Below are 26,410 nucleotides of genomic sequence, written 5' to 3' on the forward strand. Positions count from 1 at the left end.
CCTCCGCGCTGGCGAGAGCAGATTGCTTCCGTTGTCATCGGTTTTTTAGCGCGGACGATGTAACTCGATGCGTTACGTCTGCCTACTTGTCCAACAATCGGAAAGCCGCCCGCAAGTGGATCATCGGATAAGACTCGTCGCAGGAGAGTTTCCTTGATCTTCAGGAAGGTAATTCACGCAAAAATTATCTGAGTCCGCGGTGCTACAGATGCTCCCGGTTATCCGTATTCTGCTCCGCCCGGTCCCGATAAAGTGCGGCACGCCCCAGCAGCATCAGCGACACTGGCGTCGTCACCGTCACGAAGATGCCGATGAAGATCTCGTGGAAGGCGAAGCGGTCGCCGGAGACGGAGAAATAGATGATGGAGGCCATGACGATGCCGCCGGTGCCCCAGCTGGTGCCGAGCGTCGGTGCGTGCAGGCGCTCGTAGAAGCTGTTGAGCTTGGCAAAGCCGATGGTGCCGATCAGCGTCAGCGAGGCGCCCAGAAGGACGAAGAACGCCACCAGAATAGCGGCCCAGAGCGGAAATTCTGCGGCATTGTTCATTCAATCACCTCGCCACGCATCATGAATTTGGAAAGGGCAACGGTGGAGACGAAGCCGAGGATCGCAATGAGCAGCGAGGCCTCGAAATAGATGTCGTTGCCGGTGCGCAGGCCGAAGGTCAAGAGAAGCAGCATGGCGTTGACATAGAGCGTGTCGACGCCGAGCACCCGGTCCTGGGCGCGTGGGCCGATGGCGATGCGGTAAACGGAAATCGTCATGGCAATGGCGAGCATCAGCTGCGCGAGCGAAAAGGACCAGAAAAGGATAATCGAACTCATTCGAATATCTCCATCAACAGTTTTTCATATCGGTTCTTGATGAGGCTTATCCAGGCCGCCTCATCCTCATCGTCGAGAACATGAAGCAGAAGCGTGCCCTGGCTGGAATTATATTCGAGCCAGGCGCTTCCCGGTGTCGAGGTGAGGATTGTCGCCAGAACGGCCAATCCCATCGGATCGCGAATATCGAGCGGCACCGCGAGGAAACCGGATTTGCGATCTCTCTCGCGCTGGAACAGAATGATCTTCACGACGGAGATATTGGACAGGACGATGTCGTAAAGCACGATCGCGATCAGCTTGACGAGCTTGTGCCAGTTGCGGATGCGCGGTTTTGCCGGCCGGAGCGACGCCATAGCCCAGGAGGCGATCAGGGCCACACCGGTGCCTAGCAGCAGATGTCCGGCTGAAAAGCTGTTGATCGTCATCCAGAAGATGATCAGCGACACCGTCAGCAGCGGGTAGGGCAGGACACGGCTTATCATGGCTGCGCCTCCGGATTGGTTCCCGCTCTCGGGGCGGAAATGACGCCCTGAATGTAGCTGGCCGGCAGATCGAGAATACGCGCCGTCTCCTGCATGTAGCGCATCACCGGCCCCGCCTGCACGGTCATGGCGAGTGTCAGTCCCAGCAGAAGCATGATGGGCGCTATTTCGATGACGAGAACACGCGGTACTGTGCCTTCGAGGGAGGCCCAGAAGGTGCGGATGCCCGCGCGGGTCATCGAGATCAGCGAGGCGAAACCTGCAAAGACAATCAGGAAGACCAGCCACCAGGAAAGGGTGGAGACGCTGTCATTGGCCCCCAGCCCTGAAGGGTTGAGAATGGCGGTTAGCATGGAGAATTTGGCGATGAAGCCCGAGAGCGGCGGCAGACCGGCGAGGAGAATGCCGCAGGCTGCAAAACACGCCCCGAGCACTGCCATGGTGCCGGGCATGGTGACGCCGACTTCTTCTTCCTCTTCCTCCTCTTCGCCCTCGCCATAGGCTTCCATGGTTACGGCAAGAACGTTCGCGCCGGCATCCTGCCCGCGTTCCACCAGTTCGATCAGCATGAAGAAAGCGCTGATGGTGAGTGTGGAACTGACGAGATAATAGAGCGCGCCGGCTGCAACAGTGGGATTGCCGGTGCCCATGGCCGCGAGAAGCGTTCCCGAGGACACCAGAACCGAAAACCCGGCCAGCCGCCCAAGCGCCTGCGAGGCGAGTACGCCGATGGCGCCGAAGATGATGGTGGCGATGCCGCCGACAAGCAGGGCATCATGACCAAAACCGGCCGATTCCCCGGCCGTCTGCCCGAAAAGCAGGAAGGACAGGCGGGCAATGACATAGATGCCGACCTTGCTCATGATAGCAAACAGCCCGCCGACAGGTGCTGAAGCCGAGCCATAGGCGGAAGGCAGCCAGAAATTCAGCGGCCACATGCCAGCCTTGACCAGGAACGCGATGCCGAGAACCGCAGCGCCGGTTTCAAGCAGCATGCGCTGGTCCGGGTTGAGGCCGTCGATGCGGTGGGCAAGGTCACCCATGTTCAGCGTGCCGGTGACGCCATAGATGAGGCTGACGCCGATCAGGAAGAACAATGCGGCGACGAGGTTGATGGCGATGTAATGCAGCCCGGCCTTGACGCGCTGCTGACCGGAGCCATGCAACAGCAAACCATAGGATGCCGCGAGCATAACCTCGAAGAAAACGAAGAGGTTGAAGAGGTCACCGGTCAGGAAAGCACCGTTGACGCCCATCAGCATCATCTGGAACAGCGAATGGAAATGCGCGCCTGCCTTATGCCATTTCGCCAGCGAATAGATCAGCGAGGGAATGGCAAGCAGTGCCGTCAAAAGCACCATCAGCCCGGAGAGGCGATCGGCAACGAGCACGATGCCGAAGGGCGCCGGCCAGTTGCCGAGCAGGTAGACCCCGCTCGAAACCACCGCCGCAATCTCGGTATTGACCGTCGAGTTCACCTCGCGAAACAGCAGGATGGCGACAACAAGCAATATCACGGTCGAGGCAAGGCTGATGGCGGCCTTCGCCACGCGCTGGCGCTCGTCGAAGAACAAAAGGAGGGCTGCGGTGATCAGCGGCACCAGAATGGGCGCGATGACGATGTGGAAGGGGAACGACATCATTTCGATTCCCTCCCGTCCACATGGTCGGTGCCGGTAAGCCCCCGGGCGGCCAAAAGCACGACGAGGAACAGCGCAGTCGTCGCAAAGCCGATGACGATTGCCGTCAACACCAGCGCCTGCGGCACGGGGTCGGCAAGCGTGGAACTGTCGACGCCGTTCACCAGCACCGGCGGCGCATTGGTCTTGATGCCGCCGACGCCGAAGATGAACAGGTTGACGGCATAGGACAGCAGCGAAAGCCCGACGATGACCTGATAAGTGCGCGGGCGCAGGATTAGCCAGACGCCGGAGCCGGTCATGATGCCGATGCCGATTGAAAGAATGAGTTCCATTACACGTCCTCCGCTTTTGCGGCTTCAGGCGTGCGAACGCGGTAGTTACGCAACGATTGGTGTGCCAGTGCTATAAGAATAAGAACGGTGGAGCCGACGACCAGCGAGAAGACGCCGAGGTCGAACAGCAAGGCGGATGCTGTCGGCATTTTGCCGATATAGGGTATCTCCGTGTACTGGAAATAAGAGGTTAGGAACGGATAGCCGAAGTACCAGGACCCCATGCCGGTTGCCGCCGCCATCAGAAGGCCGAAGCCCATCCAGCGCAGCGGCAGGATGCGGATGCGATCCTCCGCCCAGCGCGCGCCGCCCGCGAGATATTGCAGCAGGAACGCGATTGCCATGGTGATGCCGGCCGCAAAGCCGCCGCCGGGCAGATCGTGGCCGCGTATGAACAGGAAGATCGAAAAGGTGACGATAACCGGGAACATCCATTGCATGACGATGGACGGTACATAGAGATAGTCGCGCACCGTATCGCCCTTGCTGCGGTCGGGCCGCTCCGCATCGAAGGCGTTTTGCATCTGCTGCTGTTCCGGCACCCCGATGCTTTCATGCGCAGGGCGGAAACGGCGAAGCAGCGCAAAGACCGTTAGCGCCACGATCGCCAGCACCGCGATTTCGCCGAACGTGTCGAAGCCGCGGAAATCGACGAGGATGACGTTGACGACATTGGTGCCGCCGCCTTCCGAATAAGCGCGCTCGAGGAAATAGGTCGCTATGGCGTTCGGCACGGGCAGGGTCATGACCGCATAGGCGATGACGGACATGCCAATGCCGCTTGCTGCGGCCAGCAGGAAGTCACGGGCGCGGCGAAGCTGCGCCGGCAATTCATCGCTGCTGTCCACCTTCTCGAAGCGTTTCGGCAGCCATCTGAGACCGAGCAGGATCAGAACGGTGGTGACGATTTCGACCAGCAACTGGGTGATCGCGAGATCGGGTGCAGAAAGCCAGACGAATGTGAGGCAGGTGACAAGGCCGGAGACGCCGAGCATGATGAGTGCGGCGAGACGATGATATTTCGCCTGCCAGGCGGCACCCAGCGCGGCGATCATGCCGATCAGCCACAGAATGGCAAAGATCGGATCGAAGGACGTCACGCGCGGCAGCGACAATGAAAATTCCGAGAGGAAAAGCGGCGAGAAACCGGCAAGAATCGCCACGAGGATCAGAAGCCTCAGCTGCGGCTGCAGGCGCCGGGTGCCGAGCGTGCTTTCCAGCCACCGCGCCCACTTCCAGGACACGGTGACGAGAATGCGCTCGAAGATGCGCTGTCCCCGAAGATGCCGGAAGATCGGCGGGCCGTCGTCGCAGCGGGAGAAATAGCCGCCGAGCAGGGCATAGATGGCAACGCCGCCGCCGAGTGCCGCAATACTCATGATGAGCGGAAGGTTGAAACCGTGCCAGATCGACAGGCTGTAGACGGGTGTTTGCGGACCGAGAACGGAAAGCACGGCCGAATGCAGGAACGGGCCGATCGACAGGCTCGGAACGATGCCGACGATCAGGCAGGCGAAAACCAGGAACTCGATAGGGAAACGCATCCAGCGCGGCGGCTCATGCGGATTGGGGTTCGGCAGGTCAACCGGCTTGGGCCCGAAGAAGACCGTGTGAATGAAGCGTAGCGAGTAGGCGACGGCGAAGGCGCCTGATAACGTCGCGACGTATGGCAAAGCCCGGTCCAGCAGCGAGTCTGCGTGGGTTTCGACGGCCTCGGCAAAGAACATTTCCTTGGAGAGGAAGCCGTTGAACAGGGGCACGCCGGCCATTGCAGCGCTCGCCGCCATGGCGAGCGTCGCGGTTGCCGGCATATAGGTGTAAAGCCCGCTCAGCCGCCGCATGTCGCGCGTGCCGGTTTCATGGTCGATGATGCCGGCCGCCATGAACAGCGATGCCTTGAAGGTGGCGTGGTTGACCATGTGGAAGATCGCTGCAACCGCCGCAAGCGGGCTGCCCAGGCTCAAAAGCGTGGTGATGAGCCCCAGATGGCTGATGGTCGAATAGGCGAGCAAGCCTTTCAGGTCCTGCTGGAACATGGCGAAATAGGCGCCGAGCAGCAGGGTGATGACGCCTGCAGCACCCACCAGCCAGAACCATTCCGGCGTGCCTGCCAGCACCGGCCAGAACCGCGCCAGCAGGAAAACCCCGGCCTTCACCATGGTGGCCGAGTGCAGATAGGCGGAAACGGGCGTGGGCGCCGCCATGGCATTGGGCAGCCAGAAATGAAACGGAAACTGTGCGCTTTTCGTCAGCGCTCCGCCAAGGATGAGAATAAGTGCGGGCAGATAAAGGGAATGGGCGCGGATATCGGCACCGGCCGCGATGATCTTGTCCAGATCGTAGCTTCCCGCCATGTGGCCGAGGATCAGAAGCCCGGCGAGCAGGCTGAAGCCGCCGATGCCGGTCACGGTCAGCGCCATGCGGGCGCCATCGCGCGCGCCGGCGTTCTGGTGCCAGTAGCCGATCAGCAGGAACGAGAAGATGCTGGTCATTTCCCAGAAGATCGACAGCAAAATGACGTTGCCGGACAGCACTATGCCGAGCATCGAGCCCATGAAGGCGAGCAGAAAGGCAAAAAACCGTGGAATAGGGTCCTGGGCCGACATGTAATATCGGGCGTAGAGAACCACGAGCAGGCCGATGCCGGTAATGAGGATCGCGAAAATCCAGGCGAAGCCATCCAGCCGCAGGGTAAAATTAAGCCCCAGCTGCGGCAGCCATTCCACATCGTATTTCAGCACGCCACCGCCACTGACATTTGGATAAAGAAGGATGCTGCCGACCAGGCCGAAGAGGGCTACGGCGCTAGCTACGTAGGCCGCGCTTGCGGCCGCGCCTTCGCGCGGCATGAAGGCCGTTATGAGAGCGCCGACGAACGGCAATGCGATAATAAATGGTAGAACGGTTGCAAGTGTCATATGCGGCGGCGGTTTTCTCTCTGGAATTGGAGCCTACGGCGGGTTTCCGACGACTCCGATCCCTCAAGGTTCGCAAGGAACCGAATGATGAGGACCGCCGGAATGACTAAGAGATAATATGCGGAGGTGCTCTTGGAACCACGTTCGCAAAGTCTCGGAAAGTTTGTGGCGCGATGGCAACAGGCGTGACGGCCGGTTTGGCGTCAGCCACGATCCGCAGGATGGTCGAGGGAAAACCGACGGGGCGAAGCCCCGAAGCACCGTTGTGAGCCTTGCAGCCGTGATCGTCGCCGGTGGTGCAGTCCTTATCGCGAAGCGAGGGGGAGTGGCTTAGGTCAGCCGTCTGCAATCGTTCCAGACGGCTGGTCTTTGAGATTGCCTTGATGCCGGATGGCGCCTGAAAGCCGATGATGACGAGCAGGCTCGCAACCACAAGACCGATCAACACTTGCGGATGGCGCCTTGAACAGCGGCATTTCTCCATCCGTAACAAGTTGGCGTCTCCTTGATCGTAAAGGTCTCTCTAAAGCATCACCGCTGAGCGAATATCCCGTTGATTTGTTTTAGGGGAAGGCGGACACGCTTGTCCAGCGCACAGGCTGGAAAAACCGCCTGTCGCGTCCGATTCCTTTTCGTTTTTGCCCGTTTGCGGCAAAGTAGGGGCGACAATGGCTAAAAGCTTTTACAAATTTTACCGTTTGACGCCGGTGCTGATGTTTCTTAACTTTCAAGCAAGGAATTAACCATAAAGATTGATGGTATTTCCACGGCGGAATGGGGTTATCTCCCCTTCCAGGCATGACGCCGCACTGCCGTACCGGGCCCGATCCGGTATTTCGTTTCTTGGTTCAAGAAGGTCAGGCAAGCGTCGATGCCGCATCGTCCGCGATGGGTATGTTCGTTCAAAAATCCCCCTTAAGGGTGCTGGCGTTCTGAACCTTGCCATTTGGCCGGGTTTTACCGGCCGTCATATTATTGGGGTCGTCGGTTGGGGCAGGACTTGCCATCAGAACAAGCGCGGAGATCGGCAGGCGCAAGCCTGGCGGGGCGGTTGCGCTTTGCCGGCCTCGACGAGACGCAATCCGATTTCCTGCGCAATTATCGCAGCATGCTGGAGCCTTACGTTAAGGCTGGCCTGCGCGATGTGATGAACCGTTTCCAATCCATGCCGGACTGTTCGCCGTCTTTCGAAAGCGAAAACCAGCTCGACCGCCTGCACGATTTGCAATCCTCGCACTGGAGCGTGCTGACCGATGCGCGTTTCGATGGGCTTTATGCCGAGCGGGTGAAAGTGCTTTCCGACAATGCCGGTCGCATGGGTCTCGATCCGCGCTGGCAGATCGCCAGCCATGCCGTCGTTCTGGAACATCTTCTGGGCGGGCTGGTGACTGAACACGCGCCGCGCTCCATCCTGCCCGGCAACCGCAAAAAGAGCCGCGAACTGGCGGAAGCCGTCAAGAACGTCGTCCGTCTGGTGATGGTCGATACCGAGATTGCCGTATCGTTGCGCTTCAATGAATTGCGCCTGCGCCATGGCCGGGAACTGGCAGAACAGCGCGACAATGACCGCTCTGAAGCAGCAAGGTTGCTGGGCGAAGCGTTGACGGCATTTGCCGCAGGCGATTTGCAGGCCCGCATCGGCGGCGACGTGCCCGACGCCTACCGCGACGTTGCTGCCACTTTCAATGCGGCACTCGAGACGATTGGCGCGTCACTGACATCGGCTCAAAACAGCATCGGCGAAGCCGAGGCGCTGAGCGCGCGGTTTGCCGACATTGGCCGTTCCATGGCGGAGCGCTCCCGCCAGCAGGCCGCAGCCCTTGCCGAGACCTCCCGTGCGATCCAGACGATGATCGGGGATGTGGCCGAAAACGGCGCCCGCATTTCGGCGGCGGAGACGGCGGTTTCCCATGCCCGTGAGGCGGCGGTCGAAAGCGGCAAGGCAATCGGCGAGGCGATAAACGCCATGTCGGATATCGAGCAATCCGCCGAGCAGATCGGACGGATCATCGGCACGATTGACGAGATCGCTTTCCAGACGAACCTTCTCGCCCTCAACGCTGGCATCGAGGCAGCACGCGCCGGTGACAGCGGACGCGGTTTTGCCGTTGTCGCGCAGGAGGTCCGGGCATTGGCCCAGCGTTCCGCAGACGCTGCAAGAGAGATCAAAAGCCTCGTTGGCTCCACGAAAAAGCAGGTCGAAGGCGGCGTGCACATGGTCAACCGCACGCAGGACGCAATCGGCGGTGTTGTCCGGCAGGTATCCGGCATCAACGACATGATCACTGAGGTCTCCCGGCACGCGGCAGAGCACGCCGGCGAATTGCAATCGGTCGCTGCCGACATCGGTGAACAGCAAAGACAGGCTGACCGGAACCTTGCCGATATGGGCAATGGCTCCTCGGAGGCCGATACGCTTCACACTGTCATTCTGGAACTCGGCCGCACCATTCGCGAATTCCGCATTGCCCGTCAGGGACAGGCGGCAGCTGTCGCCGCTACGGCTCGGCAGGACACATCATTTGTGGCCCGTGCGGATAACCGCACGGATTACGGCCAGGATTACCAACAATTCAGACGCCAAGGAGTCATGTAATGGCAGCCAGAAAAGCAGCTGAGGCGACGCTGAAACTGTCACCGGTGCTGGATCTCAACGAGGCATCGGCGCTGCACGGCAAGCTGATGACGCTGAGAGGAGCACCTTTGTCGGTGGATGCGTCCGAGGTGGAACGTATCGGTGCGCTTTGCGCCCAGGTCCTGATGGCCGGTGCGAAGTCCTGGGAAGAGGACGGCAAGCCGTTCGGTTTTGCCAGAGTGTCCGATGCATTCGACAAGACCATGAAACTGATAGGCGTCGAAATCGATCATTTGCTCCTGAAGGAGATCAAGAAGTGAAGAAAAAAGTTCTTACCGTGGATGATTCCAGAACGATCAGGAACATGCTCCTGGTCACGCTCAACAATGCCGGTTTCGAGACAATTCAGGCCGAAGACGGCATTGAAGGTCTCGAAGTGCTGGAGCAGAGCAACCCCGACGTCATCGTGACCGATATCAACATGCCCCGTCTTGACGGTTTCGGCTTCATCGAGGGTGTGCGTCGCAACGAGAAGTACCGGGCCATACCGATCCTCGTTCTGACGACCGAAAGCGACGCAGAGAAGAAGAACCGCGCCCGTCAGGCCGGTGCGACCGGCTGGATCGTCAAGCCGTTCGATCCTGCGAAGCTCATCGATGCCATTGAACGCGTAACTGCCTGATACGGGACATTTCACGATGGATATGAACGAAATCAAGGAAATCTTTTTCCAGGAATGCGAGGAACAACTCGCGGAACTGGAATCGGGGCTTCTTAAATTGAATGACGGTGACCGTGATCCGGAAACCGTCAACGCCGTTTTCCGTGCCGTTCATTCCATCAAGGGCGGGGCGGGTGCCTTCGGTCTGGATGATCTCGTGGCCTTCGCCCACGTTTTTGAAACGACCCTCGACTGCGTTCGCTCCAACAAGCTGGAACCGACACAGGACGTCCTGAAAGTCATGCTGCGTTCCGCCGACGTGCTGGCGGACCTGACCAATGCGGCAAGAGACGGCGGCAGCGTCGACGAAAGCCGCACCCGTGGCCTCGTCAAGGAACTGGAAGCCCTGGCCAACGGCGAAACCGTCCACGCATCCGCGCCGGTGGCAGCGCCGGTTGTCGCAAAGATGCCGGAACCCGTCGCGCCCAAGCCGACGGACGATAGCGGTTTCGAGCCGATCCCGTTCTCCTTCTCGGACTTTGCCGATGAAACGACGCCGTTGATGGAGACGCCGTCTTTCCAGATAACCTTCAAGCCGCACGCATCGCTTTATTCGAAAGGCAATGAAGCAGCCCTTCTCCTGCGCGATCTCTCGCGCATCGGTGAGATGAGCGTCAATTGCGACCTGTCGGAACTGCCCTCGCTCGACAAGCTCGATCCAGAAGCGTCCTATTTCTCCTGGACGGTTTCGATCTCGACCGACAAGGGTGAAGAGGGTATCCGAAGCGTCTTCGAATTCGCCGAATGGGATTGCGATCTCGAAATCACCCCGATTCTTTCGGAAACTGCCGCGGATGCGGAAGAGCTGCCGATGATCCCGGTTCCGTTCGACCTGTCGGCTCTCGACGGTGATGCGGAAGGGGAACCGGCCGTTGTGACCGCCGGGGCCGAAGAGCCTTACGTTGCCGCAGTCGTCGAGGCTGCCGTCGCAACGACGCAGATCGCCCAGAGCGTCAACGCCGCCATCGAAAAGCGTGAGGCTGCGGCAGCGCCGGCCGCAGCGCAGGCGAATGCCAATGCCGCGGCCAATGCAAGCGCCGGCCAGACCATCCGTGTCGATCTCGACCGTGTTGACCGCCTGATCAACCTCGTCGGCGAGCTTGTCATCAATCAGGCGATGCTGTCGCAGAGCGTCATCGAAAACGATGCGAGCGGCACGTCTGCCGTCAACATGGGTCTCGACGAACTCCAGCAATTGACGCGCGAAATCCAGGACAGCGTCATGGCGATCCGTGCGCAGCCGGTGAAGCCTGTCTTCCAGCGCATGTCGCGTATCGTTCGCGAAGTTGCCGACATGATCGGCAAGCAGATCCGCCTCGTTACCGAAGGCGAGAACACGGAAGTCGACAAGACGGTCATCGACAAGCTGGCCGAACCCCTGACGCACATGATCCGCAATGCGGTGGACCACGGCATCGAAACGCCGGAAAAACGCGAAGCCGCTGGCAAGAACCCGGAAGGCACCATCAAGCTTTCGGCCAAGCACCGGTCGGGCCGCATCCTGATCGAGCTTCAGGACGATGGCGCGGGCATCAACCGCGAGCGCGTTCGCCAGAAAGCGATCGACAACGATCTCATTGCCGCCGATGCGAACCTCACGGATGAGGAGATCGACAATCTGATCTTCGCGCCGGGCTTCTCCACCGCAGACAAGATTTCCGACATTTCCGGCCGTGGTGTCGGCATGGATGTGGTCAAGCGTTCCATTCAGGCGCTCGGCGGCCGCATCAACATCTCCTCGCGCCCCGGTCTTGGCTCGACCTTCACCATGAGCCTGCCGCTGACGCTTGCCGTTCTCGACGGCATGGTGGTAACCGTGGCTGGCCAGACGCTTGTCGTTCCGTTGACGGCAATCGTAGAAACCCTGCAGCCGGAAGCGAAGAACATTCACTCCTTCGGCGCCAACCAGCGGCTGATTTCCATCCGCAACTCTTTCTGCCCGCTGGTCGATGTCGGACGCGTTCTGAACTTCCGTCCGACCCAGGCCGATCCTGTGGAAGGCGTGGCGCTTCTGGTGGAATCGGAAGGCGGCGGCCAGCGCGCCCTGATGGTCGATGCGATCCAGGGACAGCGCCAGGTCGTCATCAAGTCTTTGGAAGCCAACTATACCCATGTTCCAGGCATTGCCGCCGCCACCATTCTGGGTGACGGACGCGTTGCGCTCATTCTGGATGTCGACGCCATCGTCAGCGCTTCGCGCGGGCAGCCACTGAAACAGGAAATGTCACTCGCGGCGACGGGTTGAAGGCGGATATCCAATGGCAGCACTTAATCTCAGCGATCAGCGACAGTCTCCCGATGACGTTCTTGCCAGCGGCGAATATCCGCTGACGAGACGCGATTTGTCGGAGATCGCTGCGATGATCTACGCGGATGCGGGCATCTATCTCAACGACACCAAGGCGTCGCTGGTCTATTCGCGCTTGTCCAAGCATATCCGCAATCTCGGACTGGCCGGGTTTCGGGAATATTGCGCACTGGTGTCATCGCCCGATGGAGCGGCTGCGCGCCGCGAAATGCTGTCGCACCTGACGACGAATTTCACGCGCTTCTTCCGCGAGAACCACCATTTCGAACACCTGCGCGACGAGGTCCTGCCGGGCCTCATTGCAAGGGCAAAGACTGGCGGGCGCGTCCGCATCTGGTCGGCCGCCTGCTCAGACGGGCAGGAGCCCTATTCGATTGCGCTCACCGTGCTCGCCATGTTTCCCAATGCGGCGGACTACGATTTCAAGATCCTGGCGACGGACATCGATCCGAAGATCCTGGCGCAGGCCCGTGCAGGCGTTTACGATGACAACGCTCTCGAAACCGTGTCTCCCGCGATGCGCAAGCAATGGTTCACGGAAGTTGATGCCGGCGGTCGCCGCAAGTTCCGCATCGATGACAAGGTCAAGCGCCTCATCACGTTCAATGAACTGAACCTGATGACGCAATGGCCCTTCAAGGGCAATTTCGACGTCATCTTCTGCCGCAACGTCGTCATCTATTTCGACGAGCCGACCCAGATGCGTATCTGGACGCGTTTTGCAGGCCTGCTGCCGGAAGGCGGTCATCTTTACATCGGCCATTCCGAAAGAGTGTCCGGCGACGCCAAGAACCTGTTCGACAATACCGGCATCACCACCTACCGCTACATTGGTCACACGTCCGGGAGGAAGGCATGAGCGCACTCGCACGGGTCCTCGTCGTCGATGATTCCCCCACCATGCGTGGCCTGATTTCCGCCGTCCTCAAGGCCGATCCGGAGGTTGAGGTGGTTGGGCAGGCCGGCAATGCCATGGAAGCGCGCGCCGCCATCAAGCAGCTCAATCCCGATGTCGTGACGCTCGACATCGAGATGCCGGAAATGAACGGCCTCGAGTTTCTCGAAAAGATCATGCGACTGCGGCCGATGCCGGTCATCATGGTCTCGTCCCTGACGCACCGCGGCGCGGATGCCTCGCTCGCCGCGCTTGAAATCGGTGCTTTCGACTGTGTCGGCAAGCCGGCTCCAGGCGATGCGCGTCCCTTCGGCGACTTGGCCGACAAGGTGAAGGCCGCCGCACGGTCGCAACACGCAGCTTACCGCGCGGCGCGCCCGGAACCCGTTGTCGCAGCCCAGCCGACCCCGGTCAGCGATTATCGTGCCGGCCGCAAAGTCGTCGCCATCGGCTCCTCCACCGGCGGCGTCGAGGCACTGATTGCCGTGCTCCAGAAGTTTCCGGCCAATTGTCCGCCGACGGTCATCACCCAGCACATGCCGCCGACTTTCACCAAGAGTTTCGCGGAACGGTTGAACCGCATCTGCGCGCCCGTCGTGGAAGAGGCGACCGATGGCGCGCGCCTGCAGACCGGCAAGATCTACCTTGCGCCGGGCGGTGAACGCCATTTGCAGATTTCCAATCGTAACGCGCCCTGCTGCCGGCTTATCGAGCGCGATCCCGTCAACGGCCATCGCCCTTCAGTTGATGTGCTGTTCGATTCGGTCGCCGAGCTTGCCGGACGCAACGCCGTCGGCGTCATTCTCACCGGCATGGGCCGGGATGGCGCGGCCGGGCTGCTGAAAATGCGGCATGCCGGTGCGCGAACCGTCGGCCAGAACGAAAAAACATGTGTCGTCTACGGCATGCCCAGAGTGGCCTTTGAACTTGGCGCCGTTGAACTGCAATTGCCGCTGGCCTCAATCGGCGAAGAAATCCTGAAACTAACCACTGCCCGCAAAGAAGGTGCTGACTAATGTCTCTCGCAGAAAAGATCAAAGTTCTGATCGTCGACGATCAGGTGACCAGCCGGCTGCTGCTCAGCGATGCGCTGACACAGCTCGGCTTCAAGCAGATCACTGCCGCTGGCGACGGCGAGCAGGGATTGAAGATCATGGAGCAGCAGCCCCATCATCTCGTTATCTCCGACTTCAACATGCCCAAGATGGACGGTCTCGGTTTCCTGCACGCCGTGCGGGCCAACCCGACCCTCAAAAAGGCGGCCTTCATCATCCTCACCGCACAGGGCGACCGTGCGCTGGTGCAGAAGGCAGCGCAGCTCGGCGCAAACAACGTGCTGGCCAAGCCCTTCACCATCGACAAGATGCGCGCAGCCATCGAAGCGGTTTTCGGATCGCTGAAATGATTGAAGCTGCGGCCAAGCGCGTACATATCATTCAGGGCGAGTACAAGGTTGTCAGCGATCCCGACGTGGTCATGACGACGATACTCGGTTCGTGCGTGGCCGCCTGTCTGAGAGACCCCGTTGCCGGCATTGGAGGAATGAACCACTTCCTGCTGCCGGGAACGGGCAACGTGACCGGTGGGGATGCGACGCGTTATGGCGTGCATCTTATGGAACTGCTGATCAACGGTCTTCTGAAGAAGGGCGCACGCCGCGACCGGCTGGAGGCGAAGGTTTTCGGCGGCGCAAAAACGATTGCCAGCTTCTCCAATGTCGGTGAGCAGAACGCCATCTTTGCCATGCAGTTTCTGAAGGATGAAGGCATACCGGTCATCAGCTCCTCCACGGGCGGGGATCATGGCCGCAAGATCGAGTTCTGGCCGGTTTCGGGCCGTGCACGACAGCATCCGCTGAGCGGCGCGGAAACCCAGAAGACGGTCGCCATGGAAACGCGTCCGGTGCCGGCCCCCAAGCCCGTCGCCAACGACATCGAATTTTTCTAGTCACGGAGTTTCCAATGCAGATTGCAAACAACACCGGCACCACTCCGTTCGAAGAAGCCTTGCCCGACGTTCTGATGCGCGTGGTATCGGAACTGCACGATGTCGCCTATCTGATCGAGCGCATCGAGCCGCAACTGCTGGAAGCGACAAGCGGCGAATTGTCCAGCGATGGCGTCAAGCTCTTGCAGGGCATCGACCTTGCCGTCCAGAAAACCCGCGGCCTTGCCGAGTTCATCGATACCGTCACCGGCTCTATTCCCGGTGATTGGATCGTGGATGTCTCGACCGCGCTCAGCCTCGTCAAGCTGGCAGAAATGCAAAAGGCGCTGGGCGCAGCCATCCGCCATGGCCATTCGCAGCCGCTGGACAAGGTCGCCGGAGACTTCGATCTGTTTTAGACAGCATTCATCTGGCGGTTCCCTTCCTTTCGCGGATTGCGGATAAAGGCAACGCTCGCGCAAGCTTCGCACCCTATTGTCATTACGGGGCCAAAAGGTCTCGGACTCTATGAATGACGGTGCGGAACAGAATGAATCTGTTAAATCAAATCCCTCAGGTCTTGAAGAATTTCGCGGCGCTGGGTCAGACACGGTTGTTGATGCTGGGCGGCGTGGGCATTTTGTCCATGGCCATTATCCTTGCTGCAGCACTTTACGTGAACCGTCCCGCTTACGAGACCCTTTATGTGGGACTTGAAAAAAGCGACCTCAACAAGATCAGCATTGCACTCGCCGAAGCGGGGCTGGACTTTCAGGTTGGAACGGATGGCGCCAGCCTCCAGGTTCCGGTCGGCCTCACCAGCAAGGCAAGGCTGCTTCTGGCCGAGCGCGGCCTGCCTGACAGTGCCAATGCCGGTTATGAGCTTTTCGACAATGTCGGTTCTCTCGGACTGACTTCCTTCATGCAGGAAGTGACCCGGGTTCGCGCGCTTGAGGGTGAGATCAGCCGCTCCATTCAGCAGATCGACGGAATTGCGGCCGCACGCGTCCATATCGTCATGCCGGATGTCGGTAATTTCCGCCGCGGTGAGCAGAAGCCCACCGCATCGGTCATGATTCGAGCCAATGCCACCGCCGGGCGCAAGGCGTCCGCTTCCATCCGTCATCTCGTCGCCTCGGCCGTTCCCGGCCTTGAAGTCGATGACGTGACGCTGCTCGATTCCACCGGCCAGCTCCTCGCTTCCGGTGACGACGTCACCAACGCAGCCATGAACCGCTCGCTGACGCTGGCGCAGAACGTTCAGCAGGAAATCACCACCAATATCGACAAGGCGCTGGCGCCTTTCCTCGGCATGGACAATTTCCGCTCCAGCGTGACGGCGCAGCTCAATACCGACAGCCGGCAGATTCAGGAAACCGTCTACGATCCGGAATCGCGCGTCGAGCGCTCCGTCCGCACCGTTAAGGAAGACCAGAAGTCCCAGGAAACGCAGCCCGATACGGCCGCGACCGTGGAACAGAACGTACCGCAGGCAGCGCCCCAGGGCGGCGCAGGTGGCCCGCAGTCCTCCGACCAGTCTGCCAAGAAGGAAGAGCAGACCAATTACGAAATCAATTCCAAAACGGTCGCCACCGTCAAGAATGGCTATACCGTCGAGAAGATTTCGGTCGCCGTGGTCGTCAACAAGGGTCGCATCGCCAAGATGGTCGGCGAACCCGTCGACCAGGCCAAGATCGACGCCTATCTTGCCGAAATGCAGAAGATCGTCACCTCGGCTGCGGGCGTTTCCTCCGATCGCGGCGATATCGTCACGCTTACGGCGATGGACTTCCTCGAAACGCAGCTGCTCGACGAAGCCGCAAGCGGGCCGGGCATCATGGAAGTGCTCAGCCGCAATTCGGCAGGCATCATCAACTCGCTCGCCTTCGTCGCTGTTGCTTTCCTCGTCGTCTGGCTCGGTGTACGCCCTCTGGTTCGTACGGTCACTGGCAACGGCGCGGCAGCAGGCCAGATCAGCCAGGAGACCGCAGGCCTCGAACTGCCGGACTTCTCTCCCGGCATGGATGCGGGTGCTGGTGGTCTCATGGAAGGGTTTGGGGCGGATTTCGGCTTCGACAGCACCGACGATCTTCTGGCGGGCGGCGACAGCGAAGGCACCTTCAACCGCCGGGTTCGCGAAGGACCCGAGCGGAGGCTCTCCCGCATGGTGGAAATCAGCGAAGAACGCGCAGCCAAGATACTTCGCAAATGGGCAGTGGAGAAAGCTGCATGATTTTGAAAAAGGCCGGGGTTATCCCGGCCTTTTGCGCATTTCCGGGTTCTTTGGTATCTTGGCGCCGCGCGCGGTCGCATTCCCGCTTTGGGACACTGTTTACAAAAAATTCAGCAACGATACAGTTTGCTGGGAATAGGCTGAGAATGCCGTTTATGGATTGGTCAGCTTTTCAGTATGTTTTTTAGGAATAGACGAACAAGGAAATACGTGGAAAGGCTGGTGTCAGGTAATGGCAAATCTCAGTCCGTTCCATAAAATGAAGTGATTCGGTCTCCGGGGGCTCACCATCCCATTTTGGTAAGCTTCTCGAATGGAATGATTCCATCCCGAGGTATAATCTCCCCATTGGGAGCAAGAGGGCGTAGGCGATTGAAAGTCGATGTTGATATCCGCAGGCTGTCTGCCAAGCCTATGGAGGGCATGGGTAAGCCCTTGCCACGCGACCAGCTTGCCAAGAACGTCGCAGCCTCGGCCGCTGCCGGCAACGTTTCAGGCGCGCTGGATCTGCTCGTAACCTACGCCGGCGCCTCGCATTATCTGCTGGCGCGGGAGGATCTTCTCGAAGAAACCGGACTGAAATTCATCATCACATCCGACTGGCCTTTCGATCTGGTGCGCAGGCTTGGTGCCGAACTCGCCAACAGCCAGAACAGATCGAGCGAAATGGAAAAGTGCCTTTCGCTTCTGCAGCCGCGATTGCTTGTTCTTCCGGACGACGTTTCTGTCCCTTTCGGCATCGACCGGCAATATTCGGCGCTTTCCTTCTGTGTGGGCCGCATTCGTCTTTCGCTTCTGCTGCTGTTTCCTGAACACTCGGTTCCTTCGCCGGATCGTCTGCGCGAAATCGCGCTTCTGACCGGCTATTGCGTCAGCTTCGGCATTGCCAGCGAAGCAAAGGCCGTGCGGGACATCGACCTCACAGAACGTGAGCTTGAGTGCCTGTTCTGGATCGCGGAAGGCAAGACAAGCGACGAAATTGCGATGATACTTGGCATTTCGCGCAATACGATCAATAATTACATTACAAGCGTGATGCGGAAAACCGCGACGAAAACCCGCTCGGAGGCAATCGCCTACGCCGTGCGCAACAACCTCGTATAGATGGTCGGGACCCATGGTACAGACGAAAGATAATGAGGGTACGAGTCAAAGCAGCGGTATGTTTTACCGCAGCCCTGTTGTGACAAGCCGGTCGGATCTGTTTCCGAAGCTGGTCGCCATGCAGAAACTGGTTGGCGCACGTAATTTCGTGGTGACGAAGGCTGCCGCCTCCGGCTTCCCCAACAAGAAGAAGCTGACCTGCGAGCTGGAGAACTGGGGCATGAATGCCGCCGAACAGAGCGCGCAGTTCATCCGCGCGGTCGGCGATATTCTTTTGGATCATATCGAGACATCGCTGCTGCCGGTCATCTGGCGTAACAAGAATGCCGGCGGTTTTGCCGATCTTCCTGACGTGCCGGCTTTGATGCGCCGGATCGAGAACGATACATTGCCCTATGCGGGACTGGCTTTGCCGGTGCGGCTCGGCACGATCGGCAACGGCTACATCGTTTTCTGTGGCAGCAACCTCGTTCTCGACAACGAGGTCGTCATCGAACAGCACATCAAATGCTGCGAGATCATGGTCGATATGCTGGCGCTGGATGAGCGCAAGGTGGCACCGTCTGAAGCGTTGAGCGAAAGGGAAATCGCCTGTCTGCAACTGGCGGGTGATGGCCGTATCAGCGAAGAAATCGCGGTGAAGCTCGGGCTTTCGGTACACACCGTCAACGCCTATCTGGGTTCAGCGACGATCAAGCTCGATTCCGTCAACCGTATCCAGGCGATCGCAAAGGCCATCCGGCTCGGCTATATCCATTGATTGAGGGGGCGGGCTTTCCCGTCCCTGTAAGCCGGCAGGCGCCGGCGCGGCTTGTGTCATCCACTCTAAAAGCTGCTATCGGTACTTCGCGTTTTTTTAACAGTTGCCAACTAGAACTTTTATAAGTTTGGTTTTGGGGAACTGTTTCATGCACAACCGGCTCTTTAAGTCCGTTGCGGGTAAGGTCGTCGTGCTGACGATCGGCCTGATTGCGCTCAGCGTCGCGGCAGTTGGTTTTTCGACATACATTCGCCTGAAGGACAATATCATCACCACTGCGCTGCGTGACACGCACAGCGCGATGCGCGGCATGGCGATCCTTTACGAGATGAAGGTCGGCGGTGTAGCCCTCGAAATGGTGGATGGAGAGCTCAAGAGTATCGGCCGCGCCAGCATCGGGACACTGCGCGACAATGATCTCGTCGACCGCACGGCTGCCGGTAATGGCGGCATCGCGACGGTTTTTGAAGCCAAGGCAGGCGATTATATTCGCATGACCACCAATCTGAAGAACGAAAAGGGCGAGAGAGCAGCGGGCACGAAGCTCGCCACCGACCATCCCGCTTTCGAAAAGGTCTCCAAGGGTGAGGGTTATTTCGGCGCCGCCACGCTTTTCGGCACCAATTACATGACCGGATACATGCCGGTTCTCAACAAGTCCGGAGCGACCGTCGGTATTCTTTTCGTGGGCGTTCCCATGGCCGTCTACGAAGCCCAGATTTTCGGCTTGCGCGACCTGATGCTGATCTGTGGCGCGCTCGCCATGGTCGGCGTGGGATTGCTCGCCTATTTCGTCATCCGGCGCACCCTGCAGCCTCTAGGCAAGCTTACCGATGCGGTTAAGTCCCTTTCGCACGGCAATCTCGATACGCCGATCCCCTATGCCACCAATACCAATGAATTCGGCAACATCGCCCGCGCTCTCGTGATATTTCGCGAGAATGCGCTTGAGAAACTCGCGATCGAGGGCAAAAGCGCCGAGGAACGGTCCGTGGCGGAATCGGAGCGTCACCGCAACGATGCCGAGAAGCAGGAGCTGGACGGCCAGATCGAATTCGCAGTCAGCGAGATCGCGTCCGGCCTCGGCAGGCTTTCGCGCGGTGATCTGAGCCGCACGATCGAGACACCCTTTAACGGCCGTCTGGATCGTCTGCGCACGGACTTCAACGAATCCCTTCTCAACCTGCGCGATGCGCTGGGGCAAATCCGCGAGCGCACCCTGGTCATCCAGCATAGCGGTTTTGAAATCGAGCAATCGTCGGTCGATCTGTCGAAGCGCACGGAGAATCAGGCAGCCTCGCTGGAAGAGACGGCAGCGGCTGTCGAGGAAATCACCGCAACGGTCAGATCGTCGGCCGAGCGGGCGCGTGAAGCCAACGAAGCCGTCCGCATCACCAAACAGAGCGCCGACAGTTCCGGTTCGGTCGTCAGCAATGCCGTGGACGCCATGGGCCGTATCGAAGACGCCTCGCGCAAGATCGAGCAGATCATCGAGGTCATCGATGACATCGCGTTCCAGACCAACCTTCTCGCCCTCAATGCCGGCATCGAGGCTGCGCGTGCGGGCGAGGCGGGCAAAGGTTTTGCGGTCGTGGCGCAAGAAGTGCGTGAACTTGCACAACGCTCCGCGGACGCGGCACGTGAAATCAAGCAGCTCATCAACCAGTCAACGCATGAGGTGAGCTCCGGATCGAAGCTGGTGCAGGAAGCGGGCACGGTTCTTTCAGCCATCAGCCATCAGATCGTCGCCGTCAGCCAGCATGTCGAAACCATCGCGACGGCGACGCAGGATCAGTCCTCCGCGCTCCACAATGTCAACGGGTCCGTCAACCAGATGGATCAGATGACCCAGCAGAACGCGGCGCTTGCCCAACAGTCGAGCGCAGCCAGCCGGGTGCTGTCGGGCGAAGTGGAAGCGTTGCTCGATCTGGTTCAGCGTTTTCAGATGGAGCAGGGCTCGGCGACCGGCCAGGATCGACTGAGCCGCGCAGCCTGACATTGGAATTTTTGAAAGTCGAAGAGCTCCCGGATCGCAAGGTCCGGGAGTTTTTTTATTCTGCCGCCGCGCGGGCCGTGCTGGATATCTGGTTGATATAGGCCCGCAGCGCCGCCGGTTTGACCGGCTTATGCTGGACGGTAATCCCATATTTTTCCGCATCGCTGCGCACTTCCGGGCTGCGGTCCGCCGTCACAAGCAGGGCAGGGATCGTTTTGCCGTAGAATGTCCTGATCAGGCGGATGGCGCTGATACCGTCGCCGTCGTCGAGATGATAATCGGCAATGATGACATCCGGCACCGCTGACATTGTCAGGAACGGTTCTTCGAGTGTGGCCACTGAACCTGCGGGTAAGACCTCACAGCCCCATCCCGTCAGCAATAACGTCATGCCCTCGAGGATTTTCGGCTCGTTGTCGATGCAGAGTACCCTGACGCCGGCAAGCCGGTCGCTCGCCACCGGATTGGCGATCCCGCCAGCGGCCTTGGCTGGCGTCAGGCGGTCTGCCTCGCGCAGCAGGTGGATACGGAATGTCGTACCTTTTCCGGGTGTGGAAATCAGCTGTACCGGATGGTGCAGCATGCGCGACAGCCGGTCGACAATTGAAAGACCAAGTCCGAGGCCGGAGGCCGTTTTTGCACCCTCATCCAGCCGGGCGAATTCCTTGAAAACCGTGCGGAATTTGGATGCGGGAATGCCGATGCCGGAATCCGTCACCTGAATGACGACATCGCCTCCCCGGCGGCGCGCGCCAACGATAACCTTGCCACTCAGCGTGTATTTGATGGCGTTGGAGACGAGGTTTTGTATCAGCCGCCGCAACAGGTTGGGGTCGGAGCGGACGGTGAGCGAGGTGGGCATGACCACGAGATCGAGGTTCTTTTCCTGCGCCATAGGCGCGAAATCGGTTTCGATGCGTTTCAGCAGCTCGTTCAGCGGCACCGATGTCATGCGCGCTTTCATCGAACCGGTGTCGAGGCGGGAAATATCGAGCACCGCGCCGAGAATGGTCTCTACCGACTCGAGCGCCGAATCGATGTTCTGGACGAGATCGCTTTCCCCCGAGGCGCCAAGCCGCTCGACCAGCGAGGAGGAATAAAGCCGCGCGGCATTCAGCGGCTGGAGGATATCGTGGCCGGCGGCAGCAAAAAACCGTGTCTTGCCGATGTTCGCCTCGTCGGCCGATGCCCTTGCCTCCGCAAGTTCGCGGTTGACGCGGGTAAGCTCGACGGTTCGTTCCGCCACCCGCTGTTCCAGCGTTTCATTGGCCTGTTTCAGTGCCTGATCGCTCGCCACTCTCTGCGTGATATCGGTGAAGGTGGCGACGATACCCTTGTCCGGCATAGTGTTGGAGCGCACTTCGATGATGCGCTCACCGCCGCCAAGCACCAGCGAGAAAGGCAGGTCCATGGTCAGGAAACTGGTGATCAGCTGTTCCGTGTCGCCCGGCGGCATGTCGCCGCGCTCCTGCAGCATGGAAACGATGTCCGTCAGCGGCAGCCCCACCTGCCCGAATTGCTCAGGTAGATCGAGAAGGGTGCGGAAGCGCCGGTTCCAGATCGTCAGCTGCTGCGAGCTGTCGAAAACGGCGATGCCCTGGTCCATCTGCGCCAGCGCCGTTTGCAGCATGTCCTGATTATATTGCAGCGCCTCGCTTGCCTGATCCAGCAGCCAGGCCGTGTCGGCGCTGGTGTCCTCCGCCTTCTGGAGAATGATCGAAAGCACGAGACGGGCTGAGGAGGAGCCGATGGCGCTGCCCAGCAATTGTTCGGAGAAATGGATCAGCGCCATGTCGGCGGGCTGGTCGTCGTTGAGCTTCCTGCCCGCCGTCTTTTCATAGGTCGCCAGTGAGCGCAGCATGCGCTCTTCACCGAGATAACGGGCAATCGCGCTTTTGAGATCGCCGACGCTGACGCGGGTTTTCCAGCCACGCGTGGCGAATTGTGATTTCGAATGGCGCTTCACGAAGATGCCGGACTGGATGCGCTCCACCGGTCGCGGGTTGCGTGAAAGCGAGCCAAGTACGAAAGCCATGCTGTTGACGAGCAGGCTGAGGATGACCGCGTTCACAAAAGGGTCGGCCTCGGGACCGTTGAAGACCGTACTGCCAGAAAAGAGGAAGCCGAGAACGGTGGCCGCGACCTCCGAATTATCAGGCCCGCCGAAGCTTGGCAGAAACAGCAGGTAGGCCCAGACAAAAAAGCCTGAACTCAAACCGGCAATCGCACCGCGCGCATTGGCGCGCCGCCAGAACAACCCGCCGAAAAGGGCAGGTGCCATCTGGGCGATGGCGGCAAATGCCAGGAGGCCGATGGAGGCAAGCCCGGTGGCACTATCGGCCGCACGGTAGTAGCCGTAGCCCAGAAGCATCACCGCAAAGATCGCTGTTCTGCGGATGTTGAGAAGCGTTTTGGCGAAGTTGTCCCGGTGCGGCGAACGGTTCAACAGCTTCTGCCGCAAAAAGATCGGCATGACGATGTCGTTGGAAATCATGATCGACAGCGCGACCGAGGCAACGATCACCATGGCGGTCGCCGCTGAAAATCCGCCAATGAAGGTAATCAGCGAAACGACCGGCATCTGATGCGCAAGGGGCAATTGCAGGACGTAAAGATCGGCGTTGCCATTGGCGCCGAGCGTCAAAATTCCGGCAAGCGCTATCGGCAGCACGAAGATGTTGATCGCAATCAGATAAAGCGGCAGCAGGAACCCCGCCATGCGCAGCTCTTCCGGCGTGCGATTTTCAACCACGGTGACATGGAACTGGCGCGGCAACAGGATGATCGCGAAACCGGAAAGCAGGGTCATCACGATCCAGCGGCTGATGGGCGTGTGATAGGATATGGCCCGCATGGCCCGTTCATTGCCCGACGCAAGTTCCCACAAATGCGAGGGGCCGTCGAATAGGACGAACAGAACGTAAAAGCCGACGGTGCACATGGCGACGAGCTTGACGAGCGATTCCATTGAAATCGCCAGAATAAGCCCGTCCTGATGTTCGGTGGCGTCGGTATGCCGGGTGCCGAACATGACGGCGAAGCCCGCCATGACGATAGTGACGAGCAGCGGCAGATCGAGGAAATAGAGGTTGCCGCTGCCAATGCCGTAATCGCCGGGATCGACCATCGTCGCCACCGAACTGGAAACGGCCTTCAATTGCAGCGCGATATAGGGAATGGCACCGACAAGCGCGATGATGGCGACAATCATCGCCACGGTGGAGTTCTTGCCGTAGCGGGCGGCAATGAAATCGGCAACCGACGTCAGCTTTTCGGTTTTGGCAAGCTCCACGATGCGGCGAATGATCGGCATGCCGATGGTGAAGGCAAGGATCGGCCCGGTATAGATGCCGAGGAATTCCAGCCCCTTGTCTGCCGCAAGCCCGACGCCGCCGAAATAGGTCCAGGAGGTGCAATAGATCGCCAGGCTAAGCGCATAGACGAACGGCCGCCCCTTTTTGGGAGCGTTTCTTTTCCGGCTGTTCCTGTCCCCATAACTTGCAACCGCAAACAGCAGCAGGACATAAGCGAAGGCCGAACCGAATATGATCCACCCAGGAAGCACGCATCCTCCCCATGCAACAATCCCTGAAAACGAGCATAGGCGAATTCCGGGCCGTTGAGAATGAGCGCGGTCTGATCATAAAGTTCAAGACTACCGTGCAAAAAGCCTAATAAATGCAATCTTGACGAATTCCAAATGGGACAGGGAATCTATATGGTTGAACCCGTAGGGACAGTCACATAGCTTCAGCTCGCGAAGCAGGAGAGGGACCATCTGATGCTTAACGAATTTAAAACCTTCATTGCCCGTGGCAATGTCATGGATCTGGCCGTGGGTGTTATTATCGGGGCGGCGTTCAGCAAGATCGTCGATTCCGTCGTCAACGACCTTATCATGCCGATCGTCGGTGCGATTTTCGGCGGGTTCGATTTTTCGAACTACTTCCTGCCACTCAGTTCCAGCGTCACCGCCAGCTCGCTTGCCGCCGCGCGCGATCAGGGCGCTGTCTTCGCTTATGGTAACTTTCTCACGGTCCTCATCAACTTCCTCATTCTCGCCTGGATCATTTTCCTGATGGTCAAAGGGGTCAACAAGCTTCGCGCTTCTGTCGACCGGAAAAAGATCGAGGAAAAGTCGGAACCGGCTCCGCCGCCGGAAGACGTCAAGCTTCTCACCGAAATCCGCGATCTGCTGAAGACGCGTTGAAGCTTAGATTGTCCCGGCGCGATATTGCTGACCATGGGTCAGCTCCCTCTCGCCGGGCATCCATCCATAAAGAAAATCCATGACTGTTGCACGGAATATCATGCATATCGCCCGTTCGATGCGATAAGAAGACACCAAACGGAGTGTCTTTAATGTCCATTTTGAACAGTCTGAGTGCGCGCTCTCTGGCGGCTCCCGAGAGCGGCATTGTCGAGGTCGTGAATTATGCCCGGGGACGGGACAATCTTCTGCCGCTTTGGGTCGGCGAAGGCGATCTGCCAAGCCCGGACTTCATCAACAAGGCGGCCATCGACGGGCTCAACAATGGCGAGACCTTCTATACCTGGCAACGCGGCATTCCCGAATTGCGCCAGGCGCTCAGCAGCTACTACGAGCGTCACTTTTCAGCCTCTCTATCCGCAGATCATTTTTACGTAACAGGTTCCGGCATGCAGGCGATTGCGCTTGCGGTGCAGGCGCTGACCTCGCCGGGCGACGAGATGATCTATCTCACGCCCACCTGGCCCAATATTGTTGCCGCCATCGGCGTGGCGGGCGCAAAGGCGGTCGCAGCCGGCATCGATTTCCACGATGGTCGCTGGGATCTCGATATCGGCAAGCTGGAAAGTGCGATCACCGGTAAGACGAAGGCGCTCTTTATCAACACGCCGTCCAACCCGACCGGCTGGACCGCAACGCGAGACAATCTTCGCGATGTTCTGGCACTCGCCCGCAAGCACGACCTCTGGATCGTGGCGGATGAGATTTACGCACTTTATCACTATACCGGCACCCGTGCGCCGTCGTTCCTCGACGTGATGGAACCGGATGACAAAATCGTCTTCGCCAATTCTTTTTCGAAGAACTGGTCCATGACGGGCTGGCGTGTTGGCTGGCTTGTGGCGCCACCCGTCATCGGCCAGGTGATCGAGAACCTTATTCAATATTCCACCTCCGGCGTGGCGCAGTTCATGCAGCGCGGCGCAGTCGCTGCTCTCGACCATGGCGACGGTTTCGTCCGCGAGAACTACGAACGCGCTCTGACATCCCGCGACATTCTCTGCGATGCGCTGATCGCGACGAACCGCGTGGAAACATTGAAGCCGGATGGCGCTCTTTATGCCTTCCTTAAGGTGGACGGCGTGACCGACAGCCGCGCCACGGCTCTGGATATCGTTGACAAGACCGGCGTCGGCCTCGCGCCGGGCACCGCCTTCGGCCAAGGCGGAGAGCTGTTTCTCCGTGCCTGCTTCCTGCGCAACCCAAAGCAGATCGAAGACGCAGCCGATCGGCTTGCGTCCTATATTCTCGGCAGATAACCGCAATCCTGCGATACCCCGCCCTGCCGCGCCGAATTTGGCCGCGGCAGGCAGATTTTCTACCAAAAGAATCATGGCGAGCCGCTAAAACTACAACCTCACGGCGTACCAATCGACGTGCGGGCTTTTCTGTGATATGCGCCTTGTGTTCCATTTATGA

At 59.3% G+C, this 26,410-nt stretch carries 23 protein-coding genes; 15 read left to right on the forward strand and 8 right to left on the reverse strand.

Annotated elements, in window-relative coordinates; genetic code table 11:
* Nucleotides 1-202: 202 nt before the first annotated feature.
* The 7 genes from mnhG to AB4Z23_RS02075 form a co-directional block, all read right to left on the reverse strand.
* Entirely contained in the window at nt 203-547 is a 345-nt protein-coding gene (mnhG, locus tag AB4Z23_RS02045; protein ID WP_003514988.1) for a monovalent cation/H(+) antiporter subunit G, read from the reverse strand.
* Nucleotides 544-825, reverse strand: coding sequence for a K+/H+ antiporter subunit F (locus AB4Z23_RS02050; protein ID WP_003514989.1), 282 nt, complete (start codon nt 823-825; stop codon nt 544-546). Before AB4Z23_RS02050 ends, mnhG begins: the two co-directional genes overlap by 4 nt.
* The gene (locus AB4Z23_RS02055; protein ID WP_003514990.1) at nt 822-1,310 is read right to left on the reverse strand and encodes a Na+/H+ antiporter subunit E; all 489 of its coding nucleotides are present in this window, start codon (nt 1,308-1,310) and stop codon (nt 822-824) included. Before AB4Z23_RS02055 ends, AB4Z23_RS02050 begins: the two co-directional genes overlap by 4 nt.
* The gene (locus AB4Z23_RS02060; protein WP_003514992.1) at nt 1,307-2,953 is read right to left on the reverse strand and encodes a monovalent cation/H+ antiporter subunit D; all 1,647 of its coding nucleotides are present in this window, start codon (nt 2,951-2,953) and stop codon (nt 1,307-1,309) included. The genes AB4Z23_RS02055 and AB4Z23_RS02060 overlap by 4 nt, the downstream gene beginning before the upstream one ends.
* A complete protein-coding gene (locus AB4Z23_RS02065) occupies nt 2,950-3,285 on the reverse strand; it encodes a Na+/H+ antiporter subunit C (RefSeq protein ID WP_003514993.1) in 336 nt (111 codons plus the stop codon). The genes AB4Z23_RS02060 and AB4Z23_RS02065 overlap by 4 nt, the downstream gene beginning before the upstream one ends.
* Entirely contained in the window at nt 3,285-6,203 is a 2,919-nt protein-coding gene (locus tag AB4Z23_RS02070) for a monovalent cation/H+ antiporter subunit A (protein WP_065658358.1), read from the reverse strand. The genes AB4Z23_RS02065 and AB4Z23_RS02070 overlap by 1 nt, the downstream gene beginning before the upstream one ends.
* Nucleotides 6,204-6,309: 106 nt before the next feature.
* On the reverse strand, nt 6,310-6,687 hold the full coding sequence (locus AB4Z23_RS02075) for a hypothetical protein (protein ID WP_003514995.1): 378 nt from the start codon (nt 6,685-6,687) through the stop codon (nt 6,310-6,312).
* A 504-nt stretch (nt 6,688-7,191) separates the two neighbouring features.
* Here AB4Z23_RS02075 and AB4Z23_RS02080 point away from each other — a divergent pair.
* From AB4Z23_RS02080 to AB4Z23_RS02140, 13 genes are all read left to right on the forward strand, one after another.
* Complete coding sequence (locus tag AB4Z23_RS02080) at nt 7,192-8,799, forward strand: globin-coupled sensor protein (protein WP_081308736.1); 1,608 nt, start codon at nt 7,192-7,194, stop codon at nt 8,797-8,799.
* Nucleotides 8,799-9,098 (forward strand): STAS domain-containing protein, encoded by a 300-nt coding sequence (locus tag AB4Z23_RS02085; protein ID WP_013635450.1) that lies wholly within the window; start codon nt 8,799-8,801, stop codon nt 9,096-9,098. The genes AB4Z23_RS02080 and AB4Z23_RS02085 overlap by 1 nt, the downstream gene beginning before the upstream one ends.
* Nucleotides 9,095-9,460 (forward strand): chemotaxis response regulator CheY1, encoded by a 366-nt coding sequence (gene cheY1, locus AB4Z23_RS02090; RefSeq protein ID WP_003493773.1) that lies wholly within the window; start codon nt 9,095-9,097, stop codon nt 9,458-9,460. Before AB4Z23_RS02085 ends, cheY1 begins: the two co-directional genes overlap by 4 nt.
* A gap of 16 nt (nt 9,461-9,476) precedes the next feature.
* On the forward strand, nt 9,477-11,744 hold the full coding sequence (locus AB4Z23_RS02095; RefSeq protein WP_025592437.1) for a chemotaxis protein CheA: 2,268 nt from the start codon (nt 9,477-9,479) through the stop codon (nt 11,742-11,744).
* Between the two features lie 13 nt (nt 11,745-11,757).
* The gene (gene cheR, locus AB4Z23_RS02100; RefSeq protein ID WP_019564320.1) at nt 11,758-12,666 is read left to right on the forward strand and encodes a protein-glutamate O-methyltransferase CheR; all 909 of its coding nucleotides are present in this window, start codon (nt 11,758-11,760) and stop codon (nt 12,664-12,666) included.
* Nucleotides 12,663-13,718 carry a protein-glutamate O-methylesterase CheB gene (gene cheB, locus AB4Z23_RS02105; RefSeq protein ID WP_013635453.1) on the forward strand — a complete coding sequence of 352 codons (1,056 nt, stop codon included), beginning with the start codon at nt 12,663-12,665 and terminating at the stop codon, nt 13,716-13,718. The genes cheR and cheB overlap by 4 nt, the downstream gene beginning before the upstream one ends.
* Nucleotides 13,718-14,107, forward strand: a complete 390-nt coding sequence (gene cheY2, locus AB4Z23_RS02110; RefSeq protein WP_003515008.1) for a chemotaxis response regulator CheY2 — start codon at nt 13,718-13,720, stop codon at nt 14,105-14,107. The genes cheB and cheY2 overlap by 1 nt, the downstream gene beginning before the upstream one ends.
* A complete protein-coding gene (cheD, locus tag AB4Z23_RS02115; RefSeq protein WP_003515010.1) occupies nt 14,104-14,649 on the forward strand; it encodes a chemoreceptor glutamine deamidase CheD in 546 nt (181 codons plus the stop codon). Before cheY2 ends, cheD begins: the two co-directional genes overlap by 4 nt.
* 14 nt (nt 14,650-14,663) lie before the next feature.
* Nucleotides 14,664-15,047, forward strand: a complete 384-nt coding sequence (gene cheT / locus AB4Z23_RS02120) for a chemotaxis protein CheT (RefSeq protein WP_003515012.1) — start codon at nt 14,664-14,666, stop codon at nt 15,045-15,047.
* 131 nt (nt 15,048-15,178) lie between these two features.
* A complete protein-coding gene (fliF, locus tag AB4Z23_RS02125; protein ID WP_003515013.1) occupies nt 15,179-16,861 on the forward strand; it encodes a flagellar basal-body MS-ring/collar protein FliF in 1,683 nt (560 codons plus the stop codon).
* Between the two features lie 372 nt (nt 16,862-17,233).
* Nucleotides 17,234-17,965 (forward strand): transcriptional regulator VisN, encoded by a 732-nt coding sequence (gene visN / locus AB4Z23_RS02130; RefSeq protein WP_003515014.1) that lies wholly within the window; start codon nt 17,234-17,236, stop codon nt 17,963-17,965.
* Nucleotides 17,966-18,023: 58 nt separating this feature from the next.
* Nucleotides 18,024-18,725: a transcriptional regulator VisR gene (gene visR, locus AB4Z23_RS02135; RefSeq protein WP_003515015.1), complete on the forward strand. Its 702-nt coding sequence runs from the start codon at nt 18,024-18,026 to the stop codon at nt 18,723-18,725.
* A 148-nt stretch (nt 18,726-18,873) separates the two neighbouring features.
* Nucleotides 18,874-20,721: a methyl-accepting chemotaxis protein gene (locus tag AB4Z23_RS02140; protein WP_003515028.1), complete on the forward strand. Its 1,848-nt coding sequence runs from the start codon at nt 18,874-18,876 to the stop codon at nt 20,719-20,721.
* 55 nt (nt 20,722-20,776) lie between these two features.
* On the opposite strand, the gene AB4Z23_RS02145 is transcribed toward AB4Z23_RS02140, so the two are convergent.
* Nucleotides 20,777-24,286, reverse strand: coding sequence for a PAS domain-containing hybrid sensor histidine kinase/response regulator (locus tag AB4Z23_RS02145; RefSeq protein ID WP_013635457.1), 3,510 nt, complete (start codon nt 24,284-24,286; stop codon nt 20,777-20,779).
* A 216-nt stretch (nt 24,287-24,502) separates the two neighbouring features.
* Here AB4Z23_RS02145 and mscL point away from each other — a divergent pair, with 216 nt between their 5' ends.
* A complete protein-coding gene (gene mscL / locus AB4Z23_RS02150; RefSeq protein ID WP_003515034.1) occupies nt 24,503-24,931 on the forward strand; it encodes a large conductance mechanosensitive channel protein MscL in 429 nt (142 codons plus the stop codon).
* A gap of 152 nt (nt 24,932-25,083) precedes the next feature.
* Complete coding sequence (locus tag AB4Z23_RS02155) at nt 25,084-26,250, forward strand: pyridoxal phosphate-dependent aminotransferase (RefSeq protein WP_019564317.1); 1,167 nt, start codon at nt 25,084-25,086, stop codon at nt 26,248-26,250.
* The last annotated feature ends 160 nt before the right edge of the window (nt 26,251-26,410 follow it).

The organism is Agrobacterium sp. MCAB5 (assembly GCF_052114365.1).
Lineage (GTDB): Bacteria > Pseudomonadota > Alphaproteobacteria > Rhizobiales > Rhizobiaceae > Agrobacterium > Agrobacterium tumefaciens.